The organism is Bradyrhizobium sp. 6(2017), assembly GCF_011058295.2.
GTDB classification, from domain to species: domain Bacteria; phylum Pseudomonadota; class Alphaproteobacteria; order Rhizobiales; family Xanthobacteraceae; genus Bradyrhizobium; species Bradyrhizobium septentrionale.
On record NZ_CP049289.2, the window covers coordinates 4,168,951 to 4,186,876 of the forward strand.

19 protein-coding genes are annotated in these 17,926 nt (G+C 63.6%); 14 read left to right on the forward strand and 5 right to left on the reverse strand.

All coding sequences use genetic code 11. The annotated features are described in order from the left end of the window. Positions 1 to 94: 94 nt before the first annotated feature. The 13 genes from G6P99_RS19275 to dusA all read left to right on the forward strand — a co-directional run bounded on the left by G6P99_RS19275 (position 95) and on the right by dusA (position 11,621). Entirely contained in the window at positions 95 to 295 is a 201-nt protein-coding gene (locus G6P99_RS19275; protein ID WP_029078498.1) for a hypothetical protein, read from the forward strand. 188 nt (positions 296 to 483) lie between these two features. Further along, positions 484 to 678: a hypothetical protein gene (locus tag G6P99_RS19280; protein WP_029078499.1), complete on the forward strand. Its 195-nt coding sequence runs from the start codon at positions 484 to 486 to the stop codon at positions 676 to 678. A gap of 202 nt (positions 679 to 880) precedes the next feature. After that, complete coding sequence (locus G6P99_RS19285) at positions 881 to 2,149, forward strand: NHLP bacteriocin system secretion protein (RefSeq protein ID WP_029078500.1); 1,269 nt, start codon at positions 881 to 883, stop codon at positions 2,147 to 2,149. Positions 2,150 to 2,161: 12 nt separating this feature from the next. Then, entirely contained in the window at positions 2,162 to 4,390 is a 2,229-nt protein-coding gene (locus G6P99_RS19290; protein ID WP_198031114.1) for an NHLP family bacteriocin export ABC transporter peptidase/permease/ATPase subunit, read from the forward strand. Next, complete coding sequence (locus G6P99_RS19295; RefSeq protein ID WP_051346019.1) at positions 4,387 to 7,293, forward strand: NHLP bacteriocin export ABC transporter permease/ATPase subunit; 2,907 nt, start codon at positions 4,387 to 4,389, stop codon at positions 7,291 to 7,293. The genes G6P99_RS19290 and G6P99_RS19295 overlap by 4 nt, the downstream gene beginning before the upstream one ends. A gap of 11 nt (positions 7,294 to 7,304) precedes the next feature. Beyond that, positions 7,305 to 7,868: a cyclic nucleotide-binding domain-containing protein gene (locus tag G6P99_RS19300; RefSeq protein WP_029078502.1), complete on the forward strand. Its 564-nt coding sequence runs from the start codon at positions 7,305 to 7,307 to the stop codon at positions 7,866 to 7,868. A 262-nt stretch (positions 7,869 to 8,130) separates the two neighbouring features. Continuing rightward, positions 8,131 to 8,304 carry a hypothetical protein gene (locus G6P99_RS19305; RefSeq protein WP_165123179.1) on the forward strand — a complete coding sequence of 58 codons (174 nt, stop codon included), beginning with the start codon at positions 8,131 to 8,133 and terminating at the stop codon, positions 8,302 to 8,304. 45 nt (positions 8,305 to 8,349) lie between these two features. Next, positions 8,350 to 8,550, forward strand: coding sequence for a hypothetical protein (locus tag G6P99_RS19310; RefSeq protein ID WP_029078503.1), 201 nt, complete (start codon positions 8,350 to 8,352; stop codon positions 8,548 to 8,550). 32 nt (positions 8,551 to 8,582) lie between these two features. Next, positions 8,583 to 8,786, forward strand: coding sequence for a hypothetical protein (locus tag G6P99_RS19315; protein WP_029078504.1), 204 nt, complete (start codon positions 8,583 to 8,585; stop codon positions 8,784 to 8,786). A gap of 75 nt (positions 8,787 to 8,861) precedes the next feature. Beyond that, on the forward strand, positions 8,862 to 9,062 hold the full coding sequence (locus G6P99_RS19320) for a hypothetical protein (protein ID WP_029078505.1): 201 nt from the start codon (positions 8,862 to 8,864) through the stop codon (positions 9,060 to 9,062). Between the two features lie 79 nt (positions 9,063 to 9,141). Further along, on the forward strand, positions 9,142 to 9,330 hold the full coding sequence (locus tag G6P99_RS19325; RefSeq protein ID WP_029078506.1) for a hypothetical protein: 189 nt from the start codon (positions 9,142 to 9,144) through the stop codon (positions 9,328 to 9,330). Between the two features lie 829 nt (positions 9,331 to 10,159). Continuing rightward, positions 10,160 to 10,354 carry a hypothetical protein gene (locus tag G6P99_RS19330; RefSeq protein WP_029078508.1) on the forward strand — a complete coding sequence of 65 codons (195 nt, stop codon included), beginning with the start codon at positions 10,160 to 10,162 and terminating at the stop codon, positions 10,352 to 10,354. Positions 10,355 to 10,634: 280 nt separating this feature from the next. Next, complete coding sequence (dusA, locus tag G6P99_RS19335) at positions 10,635 to 11,621, forward strand: tRNA dihydrouridine(20/20a) synthase DusA (protein ID WP_029078509.1); 987 nt, start codon at positions 10,635 to 10,637, stop codon at positions 11,619 to 11,621. Positions 11,622 to 11,630: 9 nt separating this feature from the next. Here the strand turns inward: dusA and G6P99_RS19340 are convergent, their stop codons facing one another. The 5 genes from G6P99_RS19340 to G6P99_RS19360 form a co-directional block, all read right to left on the reverse strand. Continuing rightward, positions 11,631 to 12,527 (reverse strand): LysR family transcriptional regulator, encoded by an 897-nt coding sequence (locus G6P99_RS19340; RefSeq protein WP_029078510.1) that lies wholly within the window; start codon positions 12,525 to 12,527, stop codon positions 11,631 to 11,633. Positions 12,528 to 12,713: 186 nt separating this feature from the next. Beyond that, positions 12,714 to 13,892, reverse strand: coding sequence for a muconate/chloromuconate family cycloisomerase (locus G6P99_RS19345; RefSeq protein WP_084518287.1), 1,179 nt, complete (start codon positions 13,890 to 13,892; stop codon positions 12,714 to 12,716). A 69-nt stretch (positions 13,893 to 13,961) separates the two neighbouring features. Further along, positions 13,962 to 14,831, reverse strand: a complete 870-nt coding sequence (locus tag G6P99_RS19350) for an intradiol ring-cleavage dioxygenase (protein ID WP_029078512.1) — start codon at positions 14,829 to 14,831, stop codon at positions 13,962 to 13,964. Continuing rightward, positions 14,825 to 15,427 (reverse strand): flavin reductase family protein, encoded by a 603-nt coding sequence (locus G6P99_RS19355; RefSeq protein WP_063618911.1) that lies wholly within the window; start codon positions 15,425 to 15,427, stop codon positions 14,825 to 14,827. Before G6P99_RS19355 ends, G6P99_RS19350 begins: the two co-directional genes overlap by 7 nt. Further along, complete coding sequence (locus G6P99_RS19360) at positions 15,424 to 16,053, reverse strand: FAD synthetase (RefSeq protein ID WP_245284523.1); 630 nt, start codon at positions 16,051 to 16,053, stop codon at positions 15,424 to 15,426. Before G6P99_RS19360 ends, G6P99_RS19355 begins: the two co-directional genes overlap by 4 nt. Positions 16,054 to 16,328: 275 nt before the next feature. Here G6P99_RS19360 and G6P99_RS19365 point away from each other — a divergent pair, with 275 nt between their 5' ends. Next, complete coding sequence (locus G6P99_RS19365; RefSeq protein WP_029078514.1) at positions 16,329 to 17,903, forward strand: 4-hydroxyphenylacetate 3-hydroxylase N-terminal domain-containing protein; 1,575 nt, start codon at positions 16,329 to 16,331, stop codon at positions 17,901 to 17,903. The last annotated feature ends 23 nt before the right edge of the window (positions 17,904 to 17,926 follow it).

Genomic DNA, 17,926 nt, shown 5'->3' on the forward strand with positions numbered 1-17,926 from the left:
ACCGGGATAAGGATATGAAGCCCGGTCATGGGGACGAAGTTCGTCTCGAGCATTCGCGTGAGACGCCTGGCATTGATGAAACGGGAGATGGAATATGACCATTGCGCAAGATGCGAATAAGCAAGGGGAAGCTGAGGGCCTCGCGGACGCCGCTCAGGACAAAAGTTCCCAGATCTCGTTGACGTCCGAAAAGGATGCGCTCGGCGATAGCTCCCTGGACAAAGTGTCGGGCGGCGTTTGGCCGTTCAATAATCTGGCGGCTGCCAGCTACGCCAGCACAGGCCCGGCGGGCTAGAAAGCACCTGAGCCGACGACGGCTTGAAGAGGTCATCTCCGCCGCCGCGCATCGAACCGGAAATGGTCGATCTCGTTGATATCGGCATGCCCGCTTTGCTCCATTCTGGAGGAGCGGACATGAGTTGAGCGCAGGGTTGCAACCTCGGGCTGGCCCCGATCAGCATTGATCAAGGATGGAGATTGAAGATGACCAATGAGCAGGACACCAATTCGAAAGCGCAGGCCGATGCTGGCGAGAGCCTCAAGGACGACGCTCAGAGCAAAGTCTCCCAGATCTCGGCGACGTCTGATGCGCTCAGCGACAGCTCCCTGGACAAAGTGTCAGGCGGCGGTTGGCCGTACGCAACCTTGCACTCCGCTCAGGTCTCTCCAACCATCTGATCTCGGGGTGAGGGCGGGACCGGTCTGGATATGACCGAGCATTTGGGATGACCGATGGTTCCGCGCGGTGAGCGTCGCTCTCTTGTCGCGGCGGCATTTGACCGCCGCGAGATAACCATGCCCGCCAATCAGGCATTGCGCTTCGCATGACGCGGCGAGCGGACGATGTCGGAAGCTGTTCGCCGGTGTTTGCGGGGGCTGCGTGAAAAGGGAAACGGAGCAAATCTTTCGGGCAGCGGCCATCGAGCGGCTTTCCAATCCCGAACAGCTCGACCATGTTGTCGGCGTCACGCGCCCGTTCGACTGGATGGCTGCAGCGGCGCTGGCACTTGGTCTTGCCGTGCTGGTTGCCTGGAGCGTGCTCGGCCGCATTCCAACCCGTGTATCCGGTGATGGCATTTTGTTGAGCAGCGGCGGTCGTCTGGTCGACGCCGTGTCCGCGGTCAGTGGCAAGCTGGCCTCGCTCGAGGTCGGCATCGGCGATGCCGTCCGCCGCGATCAGGTGATCGCCCGGATCGTCCAGACCGAGACCGAGCAGCGGCTTCAGCAGGCGAGGGATGTCCTGCGCGAGCGCGAACGCGAGCATGCCGAGCTCGCCGGGGCGATCTCGCGGGAGATCGATGCCAAGCTTGCCAATTATGCGGCGCAGGAGGCAGGTCTGGGCAACGTGATCGCGGCTGCCGAGAAGCGCACCGCCTATCTCACGGACGAGGTGGCCAAGCTCGAGCCGGCGGCAGCGAACGGAACTGTCACGCGCAGGTATCTCGAGGACCGCCGCGTCGAACTCAACAATGCGCGGGAACGCATCACCGACGCAAGGAACGACATTCTCAAGCTCAATGCGCAGCAGCTGGATCTGCAGAGCCAGCGTGAGCGCGATCGGCTGCTTTCGGAATTCAAGGTCAATGATGCGAAGCGGACGGTTGAGCAGCTTGCGGCCGAGCTGGAACGAGGATCACGGATCCTCAGTCCCGCCGACGGGCGTGTCGTCGAACTCAAAGTGTCCAGCGGCGCCGTGCTTGCCCTGGGTACGCCGGTTATCGAAATCGAGACCGCAGGACAGGTCCTCGAAGCGACGGTCTACATGCCGCCGGACCGTGGCAAGAACATCAGGCCCGGCATGGAGGTTCGTGTCGAGCCGAGCACCATCAAACGGGAAGAATACGGCGCGATTGTCGGCAATGTGGTGGCGGTTTCGGAATTCCCTGTCACGCCCCAGGGCATGCTGGCGGACCTGCACAACGATGCATTGGTCAAGCGCTTTTCGCAGGACGGCGCGCCCTATACGGCCAAGGTGACCCTGGAGCGCGATCCCTCCACCGTCAGCGGGTATCGCTGGACCTCCGGCAAGGGGCCGCCGATCCAGCTCTCGACCGGTACGCTGACCCGGGCCGAAGTTACGACGCGCGAGCAGCAGCCGATCGATCTGGTGATTCCGCTGATGAAGCGGCTCAGCGGCATTGGCGGCTAGGATCGGCAGCGTATGACCATGTCATCGCGCCAAACCGATGCCCGGCCGGCGCTCCTCGATCGCCTCGGCAACTGGCTCAGGCGCATCCCGCTGCCGGTGCGACGGCGCTGGGTGACGCGCACGGTATTCCAGATGGAAGCGCTGGAATGCGGCGCGGCTTCGCTCGCGATGATCCTGGCGTATCACGGTCTCTGGGTGCCGCTGGAAAAGCTGCGCGAAGCCTGCGGCGTGTCCCGGGACGGCAGCAAGGCCAGCAACGTGCTGAAGGCCGCACGGCAATTCGGACTGACGGCAAAGGGGTTCAGGAAGGAGCCGGCAACGCTGCATGAGCTGCCGATGCCATCGATCATCCACTGGAACTTCAACCATTTCGTGGTGCTCGAAAGGCTGGATTCGGATTACGCCTATCTCAACGATCCCTCGACCGGCCGCCGCAAGGTCGGTCACGATGAGTTTGACGCGGCCTTCACGGGCGTTGTCCTGGCGATGGAGCCGGGCCCCGACTTCAAGCCGGGTGGTCGCGAGCCCGACCTTGTTCCGCTGCTGCTGCGGCGACTGTCGAATTCGTTGAGGGCGGTGCTGCTGCTGGTTGCACTCAGCATGGCGCTGGTGGTGCCCACCATCCTGGTTCCGGCATTCGCGAAAATCTTTGTCGATGACGTCCTGATCAAGCATGCCGAGGGCTGGTTCACACCTTTGCTGATCGGCATGGCGATGACAGCCGTGGCGCGGGCGCTGATGACGGCATTTCAACAGTCGCTGCTCCTGCGCATCCAGACCAAGCTCACGGTGACGATGGTCAGCCAGTTGCTCTGGCACGTCCTGACCCTTCCGATGGAATTCTTCACCCAGCGGCACTCCGGCGATCTCGCCAACCGCATAGCCGCCAGCGAACAAATCGCCCAGCTGCTTTCGAACGGGGTGGCTGCCAATGCGCTGAACCTGATCGCGGTCGCCTTCGTCGCCGTGACGATGGCATTCTACGACGGTTTGCTGGCCGCGATCAGCATCGCCATGGCTCTCCTCAATGTCCTCGTCCTCAGGCTGGTCGCGCGCCAGCGCGAGGACCTCAACCGCAAGCTGTCGATCGAACGTGCCAAGCTGAATGGAAGCACCATCGAAATCATCCGCACGATCGAAACGATCAAGGCCGGCGGCCTGGAAGATGACGCCTTCGCGCGCTGGGCGGGGTTTCAGGCCAAGGTCCTGAACGCCGAGCGTGATCTCGGCGTCTACTCCACCTTCCTCGACAGCTGTCCGATCTTCCTGACCGGATTGACCACCGCGATCGTGCTGGGGGTGGGGGGCCTTCGGATCGTCGACGGCGCATTGACCATCGGTGGCCTCGTCGCCCTGCAGGCGCTGCTCACCAGCCTGGTCGAGCCGGTCAACGCACTTGTGCAGCAGGCCGCTGTCTTCCTCGCCATCAAGGGCAACCTGTTCCGGATCGAGGACGTCTTCAACTATCCCGCCCGTCCCCTGGTGCCGATCGAGTGCGCGCCCGCAACGATGCCCGCAAAACTGTCGGGCCGGGTCGAGTTGAAGGACATCTCGTTCGGCTATTCGGCGCTCGAGCCGCCGCTGATCGAGGATTTTTCGCTGGTCGTCGAGCCCGGTCGCCGCGTCGCGCTGGTCGGCGCGTCGGGCAGCGGCAAATCCACCGTTGGACGGCTGGTCAGCGGACTGTACCGGCCGTGGTCCGGCGACATCCGCATCGACGGCTGGTCGATGGCCGAGATTCCCCAGGAGATATTCACCAACTCGGTTGCCTATGTCGATCAGGAAATCCTGCTGTTCGAAGGGACGGCCCGCGACAACCTCACGCTCTGGGACCATACCGTGGCTGAGGCCAGCGTGTCCCGGGCGCTCAAGGATGCGCTGATCCACGAGGAGGTTGTCGTCCGGGCCGGCAACTACGATTGCCACGTGGCCGAGGACGGCAGGAATTTCAGCGGCGGCCAGCGGCAACGGCTCGAGATCGCACGGGCGCTGGCAGGCAATCCTTCCGTGGTCGTGCTCGACGAGGCCACTTCCGCCCTGGATCCGATCGTCGAGAAGGCGATCGACGACAACCTCCGGCGCAGGGGATGCACCTGCATCATCGTCGCGCACCGGCTCAGCACGATCCGCGACTGTGACGAGATTCTTGTCATGAGCAACGGGCGGGTCGTGCAGCGGGGAACGCATCAGGAGCTGCTCGCCGAGGGCGGCGAATATGTCCAGCTGGTGTCGAGCGAATGAACCGCGTCTACCAGCCTCCCGCCCTCGAAACTCCGCCCTGGCGCGGAGGCGCGGCGTCTCGCCCAGTCGGGCTCGAGAGCCGCCGACCGCTGCCGATCAATGACCTCGATCTCGTTCTGCACGTCGTGCGCGGCTATGTCGACCTGTTTGCCGTCAGGGAGAGCGCCGGCGGCGAGCCGAGCCGGCGGCATCATCTGTTTCGGGTCGAGCAAGGCGCGGTGGTTTTTGGCTTGCCCGGCATCGGCGATGGAAACGGAAATTCGGTGGCCGTGATTGCGGTCGGCGGTCTCGAGACCGAAATCGTGATCGATCATCGTGGCCGTTTTGCCGATCGGGACGCAATCGACGCATGGACCGCGCTTGTGTCGGGAGTCATCGCAGCGTCTCCTCAAGGAGCGGGCGTGCAGCAGGCCGCGATCGGCTCGCGATACGCATTGGCAGCCGGCGACATACTCCGGCTGTCCGGTCGGCGGGTCGGCTGGATCGGGATTGAGCATGGGACCATCGGCGTGATGGAGATGCCGGCGATCCATGGCTCCAGGGAGTGTCCCGCGCCGATGCCGCCGGGAACGTGGATCGTCGCCCGCGAGGACGCGACGCTGGTGGTGCGGGAGAGCACGGCATTCCCGCTTGCCGAGATATGGGCCGCGCTTGATCGATTCCATGCACGTGTCATGGAAAGCCTGTGTCGCAGGATCGACGAGGAAACCCTCGCGGAGGCCGACCGCCTGCGCCTGCGCTCGAACCTCAACCGGCTGCGGACCAGCAGCATTGTCGGTCGGCTTGCCGGTATCATCGCTGCCGAGCCCGGATCAACGCAACCCGGCGCGGTTGGTGCTAGCCGTCTGGTCGCCGCCTGTCGGGAGGTCGGAGCAGCGCTGGGCATAGCGCTCCACGCTCCGGCCAATATGGCGTTCGACCATGATGATCTTGCGAGCGCCGTGAGGATCGCGGAGGCGTCGCGGGTGCGAACGCGGCGATTGTTGCTGCGCGCGGACTGGGGGGCCAACAGTGCCGGTCCATTCGTCGCGTTTCTCGGCGAAGACCGGCGGGCCGTCGCGATCCTTCCGGGGGCAGGCGGCCGCCACATCATCGTTGACCCCGGCGCCGGCACGCGCCGTGAATTGACGCGCGCAACCGCCGCCGAACTGGCGCCCGAGGCGGTGATGTTCTATCGCCCGCTGCCTTCGGGGGCTCTGACGGTCCGCGATCTCCTGAAGTTCGGCGCCGCGACGGTCCGGGCGGATCTTCTGCGGATCGTTCTGGCGGCCCTGTGCCTCGGTCTTCTCGCGCTGGCCACGCCGCTGGTGATCAAGCTGCTGATCGATTCCGTGCTCCCGCGCGCGGAGGTCGACCAGCTCCTGATCTGCGCCATCGCGCTCATTGTCGTGACGCTGGTGACCGGCGGATTTCAGGTGATGCAGGGCATCGCCATGCTTCGGCTTGAGAGCCGGCTGGACTGGGTATTGCAGGCGGCGGTTGTCGACCGCCTGCTGCGGATGCCGGCCGGGTTTTTCCGCAACTTCTCCGTTGGTGACCTCGCGGACCGCACCCTTGGTGTCGAAGCCGTCCGCACCATCGTCACCGGCCGCGCCATTCGCGGATGTCTGGCGTTGGTGTCCAGCGCCTTCAGTTTTGCCGTGATGCTCATCCTCGATATCAGGCTCGGCATGCTGGCCGCGGCGCTCGCCGTGCTGCGCGTCGCAATGGTGGTCGCGATCAGTCTGGTCCGGCTGTCGGAGGAGCGCGAGAGCCTTTATCAGCAGGGATGGCTGGAGGGGCTGGTGCTACAACTCCTCACCGGCGTCGGAAAACTGCGGATTGCCAATGCGACCATGCAGGCGCTCTCGATCTGGGTCGAGCGCTTTTCCAGGCAGAAGCGCCATTTTATCGCGTCGCAGCGTGCGGGAAACCTCCAGAAGAGCCTCGAGGCGGGGTTTCCGGCGTTGGCGACGCTGCTCATCTTTGCGCTGGCCCAGACGACGTCAGGCGCGCGGCCGGTACACGAGCTTGGTACGTTCCTGGCATTCTATGCGGCGTTCGGGCTGTCGCTTGCCGCGGTCGGCGAGTGGGCGCTGGCGCTCGGAGAGCTGCTGGTCGCAATCCCGAGGATCGAGCGGATCAAGCCGATCATCTCGACGGCGACAGAAATCAGCGACGAGCGCAAGTCGGTTGGCGAGATCGGCGGCTCGATCGAGTTTGCCAACGTGTCGTTCCGCTACGGCGACAGCGGGCCGCTGATCCTCGACGATGTCAGCCTCAGCGTCGGGACAGGAGAGTACCTCGCCATTGTCGGCCCGTCGGGAAGCGGGAAGTCGACACTGTTCCGATTACTTCTCGGGTTCGAGAAGCCGGAGTCCGGCGTGATCTTTGTCGACGGCAAGTCGCTCGAGACCATCGACGTCGGCTTGTTGCGCCGCGACGTCGGTGTCGTGCTGCAGAACTCCAGGCTCGCCTCCGGCAGCGTCTATGAAAACATCTGCGGCGCAGCCCAGCTATCGATTGACCAGGCCTGGGAGATCGCACGGCTGGCGGGATTCGACCGCGACCTCGAGGCCATGCCGATGGGCATGCAGACACTCGTTGCAGAGGGCGTCAACACCCTCTCGGGTGGCCAGCGCCAGCGATTGCTGATCGCGCGGGCGCTGGCGCATCGGCCGCGGCTCTTGCTGATGGATGAGGCCACTAGTGCGCTCGACAACCGGTCGCAGGCCATCGTCAGCGATTCGATCTCACGGTTCAACCTGACGCGCATCGTCATCGCGCACCGGCTCAGCACCGTTCAGTCGGCGGACCGGATTGTCGTGCTGGACGGCGGCAGGATCGTGCAGACCGGCACTTTTGCCGAGCTGATGGCGCAGCCGGGCCTGTTTGCGGATTTCGCGGAACGTCAACTGATCTAGGGGTCACCGATATGCGCAAGGTCCTCTTCATATTCGGCGTGCTGAATGACTCCGACATCGACTGGATGGCCCGTGCCGGCGCCCGCCGCGGCATCGGGCGACAGGACGTCCTGATCGATGAAGGCGTGCCGATCTCGTCGATCGTCCTGCTGTTGCAAGGACGAATGGGCGTGAGTGTGTCCGGCATCGGCGAGATCGCCCAGCTCGAGGCGGGCGACTTCGTCGGCGAGATGTCGCTGGTCGATTCAGCGCCGCCCTCGGCCACGGTGGCTGCGAAGGTCGATTCGGTTGCCCTGTTCCTGGACAAGCAGCTCCTGAAACGAAAGCTCGCGGGAGATCACGCCTTTGCCAGCCGCTTTTACCGCGCCCTGGCCATCCTGCTGTCGGACCGCCTGCGCGCCACCGAGCGCAGGATGGCCTACGGTGAGCAGGACAGCGGCCTCGGCGACGAGACGACGCGGTTGAAGGACGAGCTTGATCCTGCCGTGCTCGACCAGGTGTCGATCGCGGGCGAGAGATTCGACCGCCTGCTCAAGCTGGTCGAGGAGGTCGCGATGAAGGGTGCCAGATCCTGAGATCGAAGGCAGGGCCTTTCGAAGGGGCGGCCTTTCGACGGGGGCCTTTGACACTTCCCCGTGACCGACGACGAAATACGGCATCTGCCGTATCGTTCGCAGATGGATCCAGCGGTAGCTTTCACCCTCAAGCGCAGGAAACAAGGGGCGACGCCGGGGAAACCGGTTTCCCGCCTCCGGCTTTGAAATATTTGGGAAATGACTTCATCGTTACGACGCAACTATTGATTCAATTGGCATGCACCAAAATCGGAGATTGAGAATGGCCAACAAGCAGGACGCGAATTCCAAGCCGGAAGCCGAAGCTCTCGATAGCCTCAAGGACGCCGCCCAGAACAAGGCACCGAAAATCTCGACGTCTGAAAAGGATGCACTCAGCGACAGCTCCCTGGACGATGTGTCCGGCGGTCGCGTGCCTCCGACCCACGGGTTCTGACGTCCGGCCATAGCGCTTGGCATTGATCAGAGTTGGAGATTGAACATGGCCGATCAGCAGGACACGAATTCCAAAGGGCACGCCGGCCCTGGCGAGAGCCTCGAGGACGGCGCGGAAAATCAAGCCTCCCAAGTCTCGCCGGTGGCTGATGCACTCAGCGACGGCTCGCTGGACGATGTCTCAGGCGGCGGTTGGCCCCTCAATACTTTCTCGAGCAGCGTCTACCGCCCCACGAACGGTGGCTAACCAATCAGCATCGATGAAGGTAGAGATTGGACATGACCAACAAGCAGGATGCGAATTCCAAGGCGGACGCCGGACCTTGCGAGAGCAGCAAGGACGGCGCTCAGAACACAGCCTCCCAAGTCTCGCCGGCGGCCGATGCGCTCAGCGACAGCTCGCTGGACGATGTGTCAGGCGGCAGTTGGCCGTATAATAACGCTGTGCGTGCCAGCATCGGCGCCACAGGCGGCGGAGGTTGACCGAGAAAGCGTCTGAGCCGACGACTTGAAGCAATGGCGGCTAACAATCAGCCTTGGTGAAGGTAGAGATTGAACATGACCAACAGGCAGGATGCGAATTCAGAGGCGGGGACCGAACCTCGCGAGAGCCTCAAGGACGGCACGCAGCACAAGATTTCCTCGGCGCCGGAGAAGGATGCGCTCCGCGATGGCGCGCTGGACGATGTGTCGGGCGGCGCTTGGCCTTACGGTACCACTGCATCTGCCAGCTACATCAGATCGGGCGGGGGGGGCTGACCGGGAAAGCACCAGAGCCAACGACGGTTCGAGCTAACGGCAGCTAACCAATCAGCATTGATGAAGGTGGAGATTGAACATGACCGATGAGCAGGACACGAATTCGAAAGGCGACGTTGTACCTCCTCAGAACCTCAAGGAAGGTGCGGAGACCAAGATTTCGTCGACGCCGGGGAAGGATGCACTCGGCGATGGCGCGCTGGACGATGTGTCGGGCGGGCTTTGGCCGGCCGTAATGAGCAGCAGCACATACAACAAAACCATCTGACCTTGGGCCTCACCGGCCAGCATTGATGAAAGTGGAGACTGAATATGAGTAGTGGGCAGGACACGAATTCAACGGCGCAAGCCGAATCTCTCGAGAGCAGCAAGGACGGCGCTCCGAACACGGCGTCCCAAGTCTCGCCGGCGGCTGATGCGCTCAGCGACAGCTCCCTGGACAAAGTGGCGGGCGGCGCTTGGCCTTACAATAGCACTGCGGCTGCCAGCTACAGTGCCGGCGGCCCGGGGGGCTAGCCGAAAAAGCGCTCCGCCGCGCACCGGTGGGGAACGGCCCATCGCCCAAGCGCTTCGCGCGATGCCACGAAACAAAGCGCGACGCCGGGGAAGCAGCTTTCCCGGTCCTTGAAATCCTTACGAAGCGAGACCAGCGCAGCATTTTCAACGTCGGGTTGGCCCGATCAGCATCGATGAAAGTGGAGACTGAATGTGAGCAGTGGGCAAGACACGAATTCAACGTCGCAAGCCGAATCTCTCGAGAGCAGCAAGGACGGCGCTCCGAACGCGGCGTCCCAAGTCTCGCCGGCGGCTGATGCGCTCAGCGACAGCTCGCTGGACGATGTGTCAGGCGGCTCTTGGCCGTTCAGTAGTGCCGCGCGCGCCAGCTACAGCGTCAACGGCCCGACGGGCTAGCCGAAAGCGCTCCGCCGCGCATCGGTGGGGAATGGCCCATCGCCCAAGCGCGATGCCGCGAAACAAAGCGCGACCGCCGGGGAAGCAGCTTTCCCCGGCCCTTGAAATCCTTACGAAACAAGACCAGCGCAGCATTTTCAACGTCGGGTTGGCCCGATCAGCATCGATGAAGGTGGAGATTGAACATGACCAGTGGACAGGACACGAATTCAACAGCGCAAGCGGAATCTCTCGAGAGCAGCAAGGACGGCGCTCAGAACACGGCACCGCAAACCTCGCCGACGTCTGATGCGCTCAGCGACAGCTCCCTGGATAAAGTGGCGGGCGGCGGGTGGCCCTACGCAACGATGGGCTCTGCTCAGGTCACCCCGACCATCTGACTTGGGGCGACGGCGGAATCGGGTCTAGACATTGCCGAGATCTTACGATGATCGATGGTCCTGCGGGCCATCGATCATTTTGTTTTGCTGTCGAGCAACGTCAAACGTCTTCGCGTCGCCCGAAGCGTCCCTGCGGCTGCGATCCTACTTTGCATGGGGTTGTTTTCGATATTTCGGTTTGGCCGGACATTGCTCCGCAGCTTTATGGCGCAGATCGGACGGGCAGGGTTTTCGAAAACATCATATTGCAATGAGCCGGTGTTGTGATTAAGCAATTGAGATGAAATACAAATTCTCCATTGCGCCGATGATGGATTGGACTGATAGGCATTGTCGCGTCTTCCATCGCCTGATGTCGCGGCGGGCGCGGCTTTATACGGAGATGCTGACGACGGGAGCCGTGATCCATGGCGACCGGGCGCGGCTGCTAGGCTTCGATGCCAGCGAGCATCCGGTGGCGCTGCAGCTCGGCGGTTCCGATCCGCGTGATCTCGCGACCGCAGCAACAATCGGCGAGGAGTTTGGCTACGACGAGATCAATCTCAATGTCGGCTGTCCCTCGGATCGGGTGAAGGACGGCCGCTTCGGCGCCTGTCTGATGGCGGAGCCCGCGCTGGTCGCCGAAGGCGTTGCGGCGATGAAGCGCGCGGTGAAGGTCCCCGTCACGGTGAAGTGCCGGATCGGCATCGACGACCAGGATCCGGAGGTCGCGCTCGATACGCTCGCCCGCGGTGTGATCGCCGCCGGCGCGGACGCGCTCGTCGTGCACGCACGCAAGGCCTGGCTGAACGGCTTGTCGCCGAAGGAGAACCGCGACATCCCGCCGCTCGACTATGATCGCGTCTATCGCCTCAAGGCGGCGCTGCCGGATGTGCCCGTCATCATCAACGGCGGCATCACGAGCCTTGCCGAGGCCAAACAGCATCTGGCGCATGTCGATGGCGTGATGCTGGGGCGGGCGGCCTATCAGGAGCCGTGGCGGTTGCTGTCAGTCGATTCCGAGCTGTTCGGCGAAGCTTCGCCGCACGCGACGATGAAGGATGTGTTTGCGGCCATGCTGCCCTATATCGAGCGGCAACTGGCTGAAGGCACGCGGCTGCATTCGATCACGCGGCATTTCGTCGGCGCCTTCCATGGCGTGCCCGGCGCGCGCGCCTTCCGCAGGCATCTGGCCGAGAACGGCGTTCGGCCGGGCGCTGACGTCGACGTGCTGCGCGATGCGATCGCACGCGTCGACGATCGCGCGCCTGCGGCGGTCGCGGCCTGAGGGCGCGGATTACGACTTGCGCTGACGCCGCGTGACCTCCTGCGCGACCTTCAGGAAATTGAAGAGGTGCGGCATCCGGTTGTCGCGCCGGTAGTTCAGCGACAGTGCGGTGCCCGGGTTACGGCCCTCATAGGCGCGGTAGGTGACACCGGGGCGTTCCGATTGCGAGACTGATTTCGGCACCAGCGCGATGCCGACGCCAACCGACACCAGGCTGATCGCGGTCTGATAGTCCTGGGCCAGCACCTGCGATTTCGGAATGAAGCCTTCTTCGAGGCAGATATTGAGGATGTGGTCGGCGAAGCTCGGGCGCGGCTTGCGCGGGTAGAGGATGAATGTCTCGGCCTTCAGCGCCGACAGAAGCGTGACCTGCTGTTCGAGCAGCGGCGAGGTGTCGGGCAATGCGAGGATCAACGGTTCCTGCAGCAGCGGCTCCGACTTCAACTCCTCGTCGTCGAGCGAGGGGCGGGCGACAGCGATGTCGATCTCGCGCTGGATCACGGCACGCTTCTGCTCCGCATTGTTCATCGCCGACAGCGCGAGCTCGACATCGGGATAGGCCGAACGAAACGCCTTGATCACGTTGGGTAGCACGCCATAGGTCGCCGATCCGACAAAGGCGACGCGCAGGTGACCCGAAAAGCCTTCTCCGATCCGCTTGATCTCGCGGTGCGTTCGATCGAGCCGCTCCAGCACGTCGCGCGCGCGTTCCAGCAGGACGCTGCCGGCCTGGGTCAAGCGGATCTGGCTCCGGCTCCGGTCGATCAGCATGACGCCGAGATCGCTCTCCAGCTGCGCGATCTGCCGGCTGAGCGGCGGCTGGGCGATCGCGAGCCGCGATGCGGCGCGGCCGAAATGCAATTCCTCGGCGACGGCCACGAAGTAGACCAGTCGCCTCAGATCCATGACATCGTCGCGGTCGGTCACGGTTAGGCGAACGTTGGTTCGCGCGCTTCCGCGGAAGCTGCGGGGAAGGCCTGCCGGGTTTGATGCCGCGTGGTCATCAGCGCTTGATCGAGACGATGGTTCCAGCGGGAAGACTGAGCGGGCATCCCTGGATTGTCAATTGTCCGCGGGGACGACGCCATCCGCCTAATCCTTCCGGGCGAAGGCGCGGATCTTGTCCTCGTCGACCTCGACGCCGAGACCGGCGCCATCAGGGACGCAGATCTCGAACTCGTCGAACCTGATCGGGTTGACGACAAGATCCTCCACGAGAATCCGCGGACCGAAATGCTCGCTGCCCCATTCGAGCCTGGGCAGGGTGGCGAGTGCGGCGAGATGCGCAGCCGCGCCGATGCTGCTCTCCAGCAGACAACCGCCATAGAGCTCGAGGCCGTGCGCGGCCGCGACCGCGGCGGCGCGCTTCATCTCGAACAGGCCGCCGCTTTTGACGAGTTTCAGCGAGTAGACGCTGCCGCAGCCCATCGTGGCGGTTCGGGCGATTTCTTCCTTGGTGAAAGCGGCTTCGTCGATCAGCAGCGGGATCGAGGTGCGTGCCGCGACACGCGCCATGGCTTCCAGCTGCTGCGCTGACACCGGCTGCTCGACCAGAGCGACATCCAGCTCCTCCAGCGCGGGCAAGAAGCGGATGCATTCGGCCTCGGTCCAGCCCTGGTTGATATCGACAATCAGACGCACCTCGTCGCCGAGGCCGGCGCGCAGCGCCTGCAGCCGCTTCAGATCGGCCTGCGGCCGGTTGAAGCCGAACTTGATCTTGAACTGGCGGTGCTCGCGGCGGCGCAGCTTCTCCTTGGCTTCCTCCAGCTCCTGGCCGCTGTCGCCCGAGGCGAGCGCCCAGATCACCTCCATGCGCGCGCGCACCGCGCCGCCGAGCAGGGCGCTGGCGGACAGGCCAAGCGTCTTGCCGGCGGCGTCGAGCAGGGCGGACTCGATGGCGCCCTTGGCCGCGAAATTGCGGGTGGCGGCCTTGCTCATGCGGAGCGCATTGGCTTCGAAGGCGAGGGCAGGCTGTCCCAGCAGCACCGGCGCCAGATAATTCGTGACCGCGGCCTTGATCGATTCCACGCTCTCCTCGGCCCAGCGCGGCCCGCCGAGCGTCGAGGCTTCGCCGATACCCGCCACGCCATTGTCGAGCAGGACACGGACCAGCACGTAGCCCTGATGCGTGACTTCGGTGTTGGAAAGCTTGTGCCGCCGGCGGGTCGGCGCCTCCACGATGGTCGCGCGGATGCTGCGGATCGTAGTGTCTTTCGCGAGAGGCTGCATGTGTTGCATGGGCTCGGCGATGTCGATCAAGGCACGACTCATATGTCCTCACATGTCAGTTCAAAATGGGCCCTGCCGGGCTCTGCGAGGCCTGGCAGGGCGTAACGCGCATCACTCGGCCGCGACGAGCCGCTCGACCGCCGCCTTCTTGAGCTTGAAGTCGAAGTCGAGAACGAGGTCGGTGTCGGCGCCGGCCGGGGCCTTGCTGAATTTGCCGATCAGGCTCTGCTTCACGGCAAACACCGAGTCGTTGTCGAGGTACTTGGTCTCGGAATCGTAGATCTGCGAGATCAGCGATTGATAGCCGTCCTTCGAGAGCATGAAGTGGATGTGGCCCGGACGCCAGGGATGGTGGCCCATGTACTTCAGGAGCTCGCCGCCGGCGCCGTCATAGGGGATTGGGTAGGGCTCGGGGCGCAGCGCGACGAAGGCATATTCGCCGTTGGCGTCGGTGGTGAACCGTCCGCGCAGATTATAGGCCGGCTGCTCCGGATCCTGCAGATCATAGAGCCCGTTCGGCGCGTCTTCCCAGACGTCGATGGTGACGCCCTCGATCGGGCGTCCCGCGGTGTCGCTGATGCGACCGGACACCTTGACTGTCTGCGCGTTGTCGAACGTCTTCTTGATGATGGAGGCGCCCTTGGCCAGCACCGGCGGATTTTCCCGGTAGAACGGCCCGAGCACGGTGGACTCGCTCTCGCCGTCGGTGACGCGGTTATCGAGCATGTCGACCAGCACCTCGACGCCGAGAATATCCGCGATCAGGATGAACTCGTTGCGCTTCTCGTCCGAGATGTCGCCGGCGCGGCGCAGGAATTCGCAGGCGGCGAACCACTCGGCGAAGGTCAGGTCGACCTCCTTGCAGAAATCGTGCATGTGGCGGATCAGGCTGGTCATGATCTGACGGTTGCGATCCGGAATGTCCTTCGCGAGCGCGGCGATCACGTGGTCGGTGATGGTGTCCTTGTTGACGTTCAGCATGGTCGTTTCCTCCTTTTCTTGCAGTTTGATCGAACTTGCATCCCCGTTTCGGGAATCTCGGTTGGTGGTCTCACCAGACGAATTCGTAGCCGGCATTCTCCAGCATCGCGGGCGCGGGGTGCGGATCGGCAAAGGCCGCCGAAACGGCCGCGGAAGAACAGCAGCGGCTTCTTGCTTTGCTCGAGCGCCATCTCGCGGACATGGCCGAGGAAGATGGTGTGATCTCCTGCGATGATCTCATCCGCAAGATCGGTTACGAAATACGCCGCTGCGTTGGCGATGACAGGCAGCTCGTTGCGGCGTTCGAACACGTCGCAGAGGTCGAGCCTGGGTTTGCCGGCGAAATGCCAGGCGAGATCCTCCATCCCTTCGGCAAGGACGCTGACCGCAAAGCGGCCGGTCTTCTGGATGTTGCCAAGCATCTTCGCGCTCTTCGCGATCGAGATTGCGACCAGCGGCGGCTCGAGCGACACCGACATGAAGGCGTTCGCCGTCATGCCGTGGTCGCGTCCCTCGCAATGCGTCGTGATGATGGTGACGCCAGTGCCGAATTGGCCACAGGCATTGCGCAGCTCTCGCGGATCGATGGCGGTCATTGGCTTGCGACCTTGAGTTGGACCAGAGAGGATCGATTGGCCGGTGGCGCGGTCACGATATCTAGCCAGTTTTCCAGCGCCGCGGCGGCGGCGGCAAGGCCGGATCGCCGCAAGCTTCGGATACGGCTGCTCGAGACGATCTCGCCATTGCCGCAGCGCACCGGCGGCAGAATGCGGGTGTTGAAGTGCTGCCGCAGCAACAGCGCGGTGCCACCCTTGCAGGACCCGAAGCGAAAATCCTCGCCGACGATCACCTCGCGAGGCTGCAAACGTTGCAACTCGGCGAGGAAATCGGCCGCGGTACGGCGGACATAGATCTGGTTGAAACCGGCGACGACGATGTGGTCAGGCGCGAATGTCGCGATGCGCTCGAGCTTTTCGCTGAGCGATATCAGCGGCTCGGCCTGGCCGAAATAGACCTTTGGCGGAGGATCGAAGGTGTAGACCACGGCCGGAACGCCGCGGCGTCGGGCTGCCGCAATCGTCTGCCGGAGCAATTCCTGATGGCCGCGGTGGACGCCGTCAAATGCGCCGATCGTCACGACGCTCGAGTCGAGGGCCAATTCTGCATCGCGATGGAAAGTGACAGTGGTGCTGTCAAAATCCTTGCCCAAACCTTGGCCCATGGTTCGCTCCGGTTTCGCTCCCTTGCCGTGCTGTGCAATTGCTGCGTCAGCTGCGGCGTTGCATCGGCCGGACGGTCATTGCCGTCAGGTCCGTGCCACCCGAGTCATAGCCCGGCCCGGGCCAGTCCGCGCGGTATGGTGTGATACCTTTCGCCCGCTCCCGCTCAGCGCGTAGCGTTTCCTCCGATGTCACGCCGACCAAGAGCGTGACGAGATGGTCCCAGGCCGGTGTGGCAACTCCCCGGTCCCACCACACAAGCGGAGGAGAAACGTTCATGACTACTGCAGCTGCCCTGCGGGCCGACACGCCTGCGTCAACCAGCGTCTATACCGGCGCGGAATTCCTGGACAGCATCCAGGACGGCCGCGAAATCTACATCTACGGCGAGCGCGTCAAGAACGTCACGGCGCATCCCGCCTTCCGCAATTCGGCGCGGATGGTGGCGCGCTGGTACGACCGCTTTCATGAGAAGAAGGATCAGATCGGCGTCCTGACCGACACCGGCTCGGGACAGTTGACCCATCCGTTCTTCCTGGGGTCGCGAACGGCCGACGATCTGATCAGGGGGCGCGATGCGATCGCCGAATTGCAGAAGGTTGCCTTCGGCTGGATGGGCCGTTCGCCGGACTACAAGGCGGCATTCCTCGGAACGCTGGGCGCAAATTCGGGCTTCTACGGCGAGTATGCCGGCAACGCCCGGAAGTGGTATGCCCGGACCCAGGAGCGGCTCGACTTCTGGAATCACGCCATCGTCAATCCGCCGATCGATCGTGACCGCGCGATCGAGGATGTGCGCGACGTCTTCATGCATGTCGAGAAGGAGACCGACGCAGGCCTGATCGTGTCAGGCGCAAAGGTGGTCGCGACCGGTTCGGCGCTCACGCACTACAACTTTATCGCGCATTACGGCATCCCGATCAAGGACAAGTCGTTCGCGCTGATCTTCACGGCCCCGATGGACGCCAAGGGCGTCAAGCTGATCGCCCGCTCGTCCTACGAATTCACGGCGGCCGCGACCGGCTCGCCGTTCGACTATCCGCTGTCGAGCCGCTTCGACGAGAACGACTCCATTCTGGTCTTCGACAAGGTGCTGGTGCCCTGGGAGAACGTCTTCATCTATGGCGACGTCGGCAAGATTAACCAGTTCTTCCCGGCGTCGGGCTTCGTGCCGCGGTTCACGCTGCACGGCGTGACGCGGCTTGCAGTCAAGCTCGACTTCATCGCCGGCCTGTTCTCGATGGCGGTCGAGGCGACCGGGTCGAAGGATTTCCGCGGCGTGCAGACGGCAGTCGGCGAGGTGATCGCCTGGCGCAATCTGTTCCACGGCATTTCCGATGCGATGGTGAAATCGCCGATCGCATGGCAGGGGACCGAGGGATATAATCTGCCCAATCTGAACTACGGGCTGGCCTATCGTGTGTTTGCGCCGATGGCCTATCCGCGGATCAAGGAATTGATCGAGCGCCATGTCGCGAGCGGCCTGATCTATCTGCCGTCGAGCTCGGCCGATCTGGAAAGCGAAGCCATCCGGCCCTATCTCGACCGCTTTGTGCGCGGCTCCAACGGCTATGCGGCGATCGACCGGATCAAGCTGCTCAAGCTGCTCTGGGATGCGATCGGCTCCGAGTTCGGCGGCCGGCATGAGCTCTACGAGCGCAATTATGCGGGCAATTACGAGAACCTGCGCGTCGAGACGCTGATGGCCGCGAGCGCCACCGGCGACCTCGGCGCCATGCAGGACTTCGTGCGCAACTGCATGAGCGACTATGACGTCTCCGGTTGGACGGCGAAGGACCTCATCAACCCCGATGACATCAACCTCGTCAGCCGCGGTCTGGTGCAAGGCTGACGACAGGGCTGACGATCTGGTAG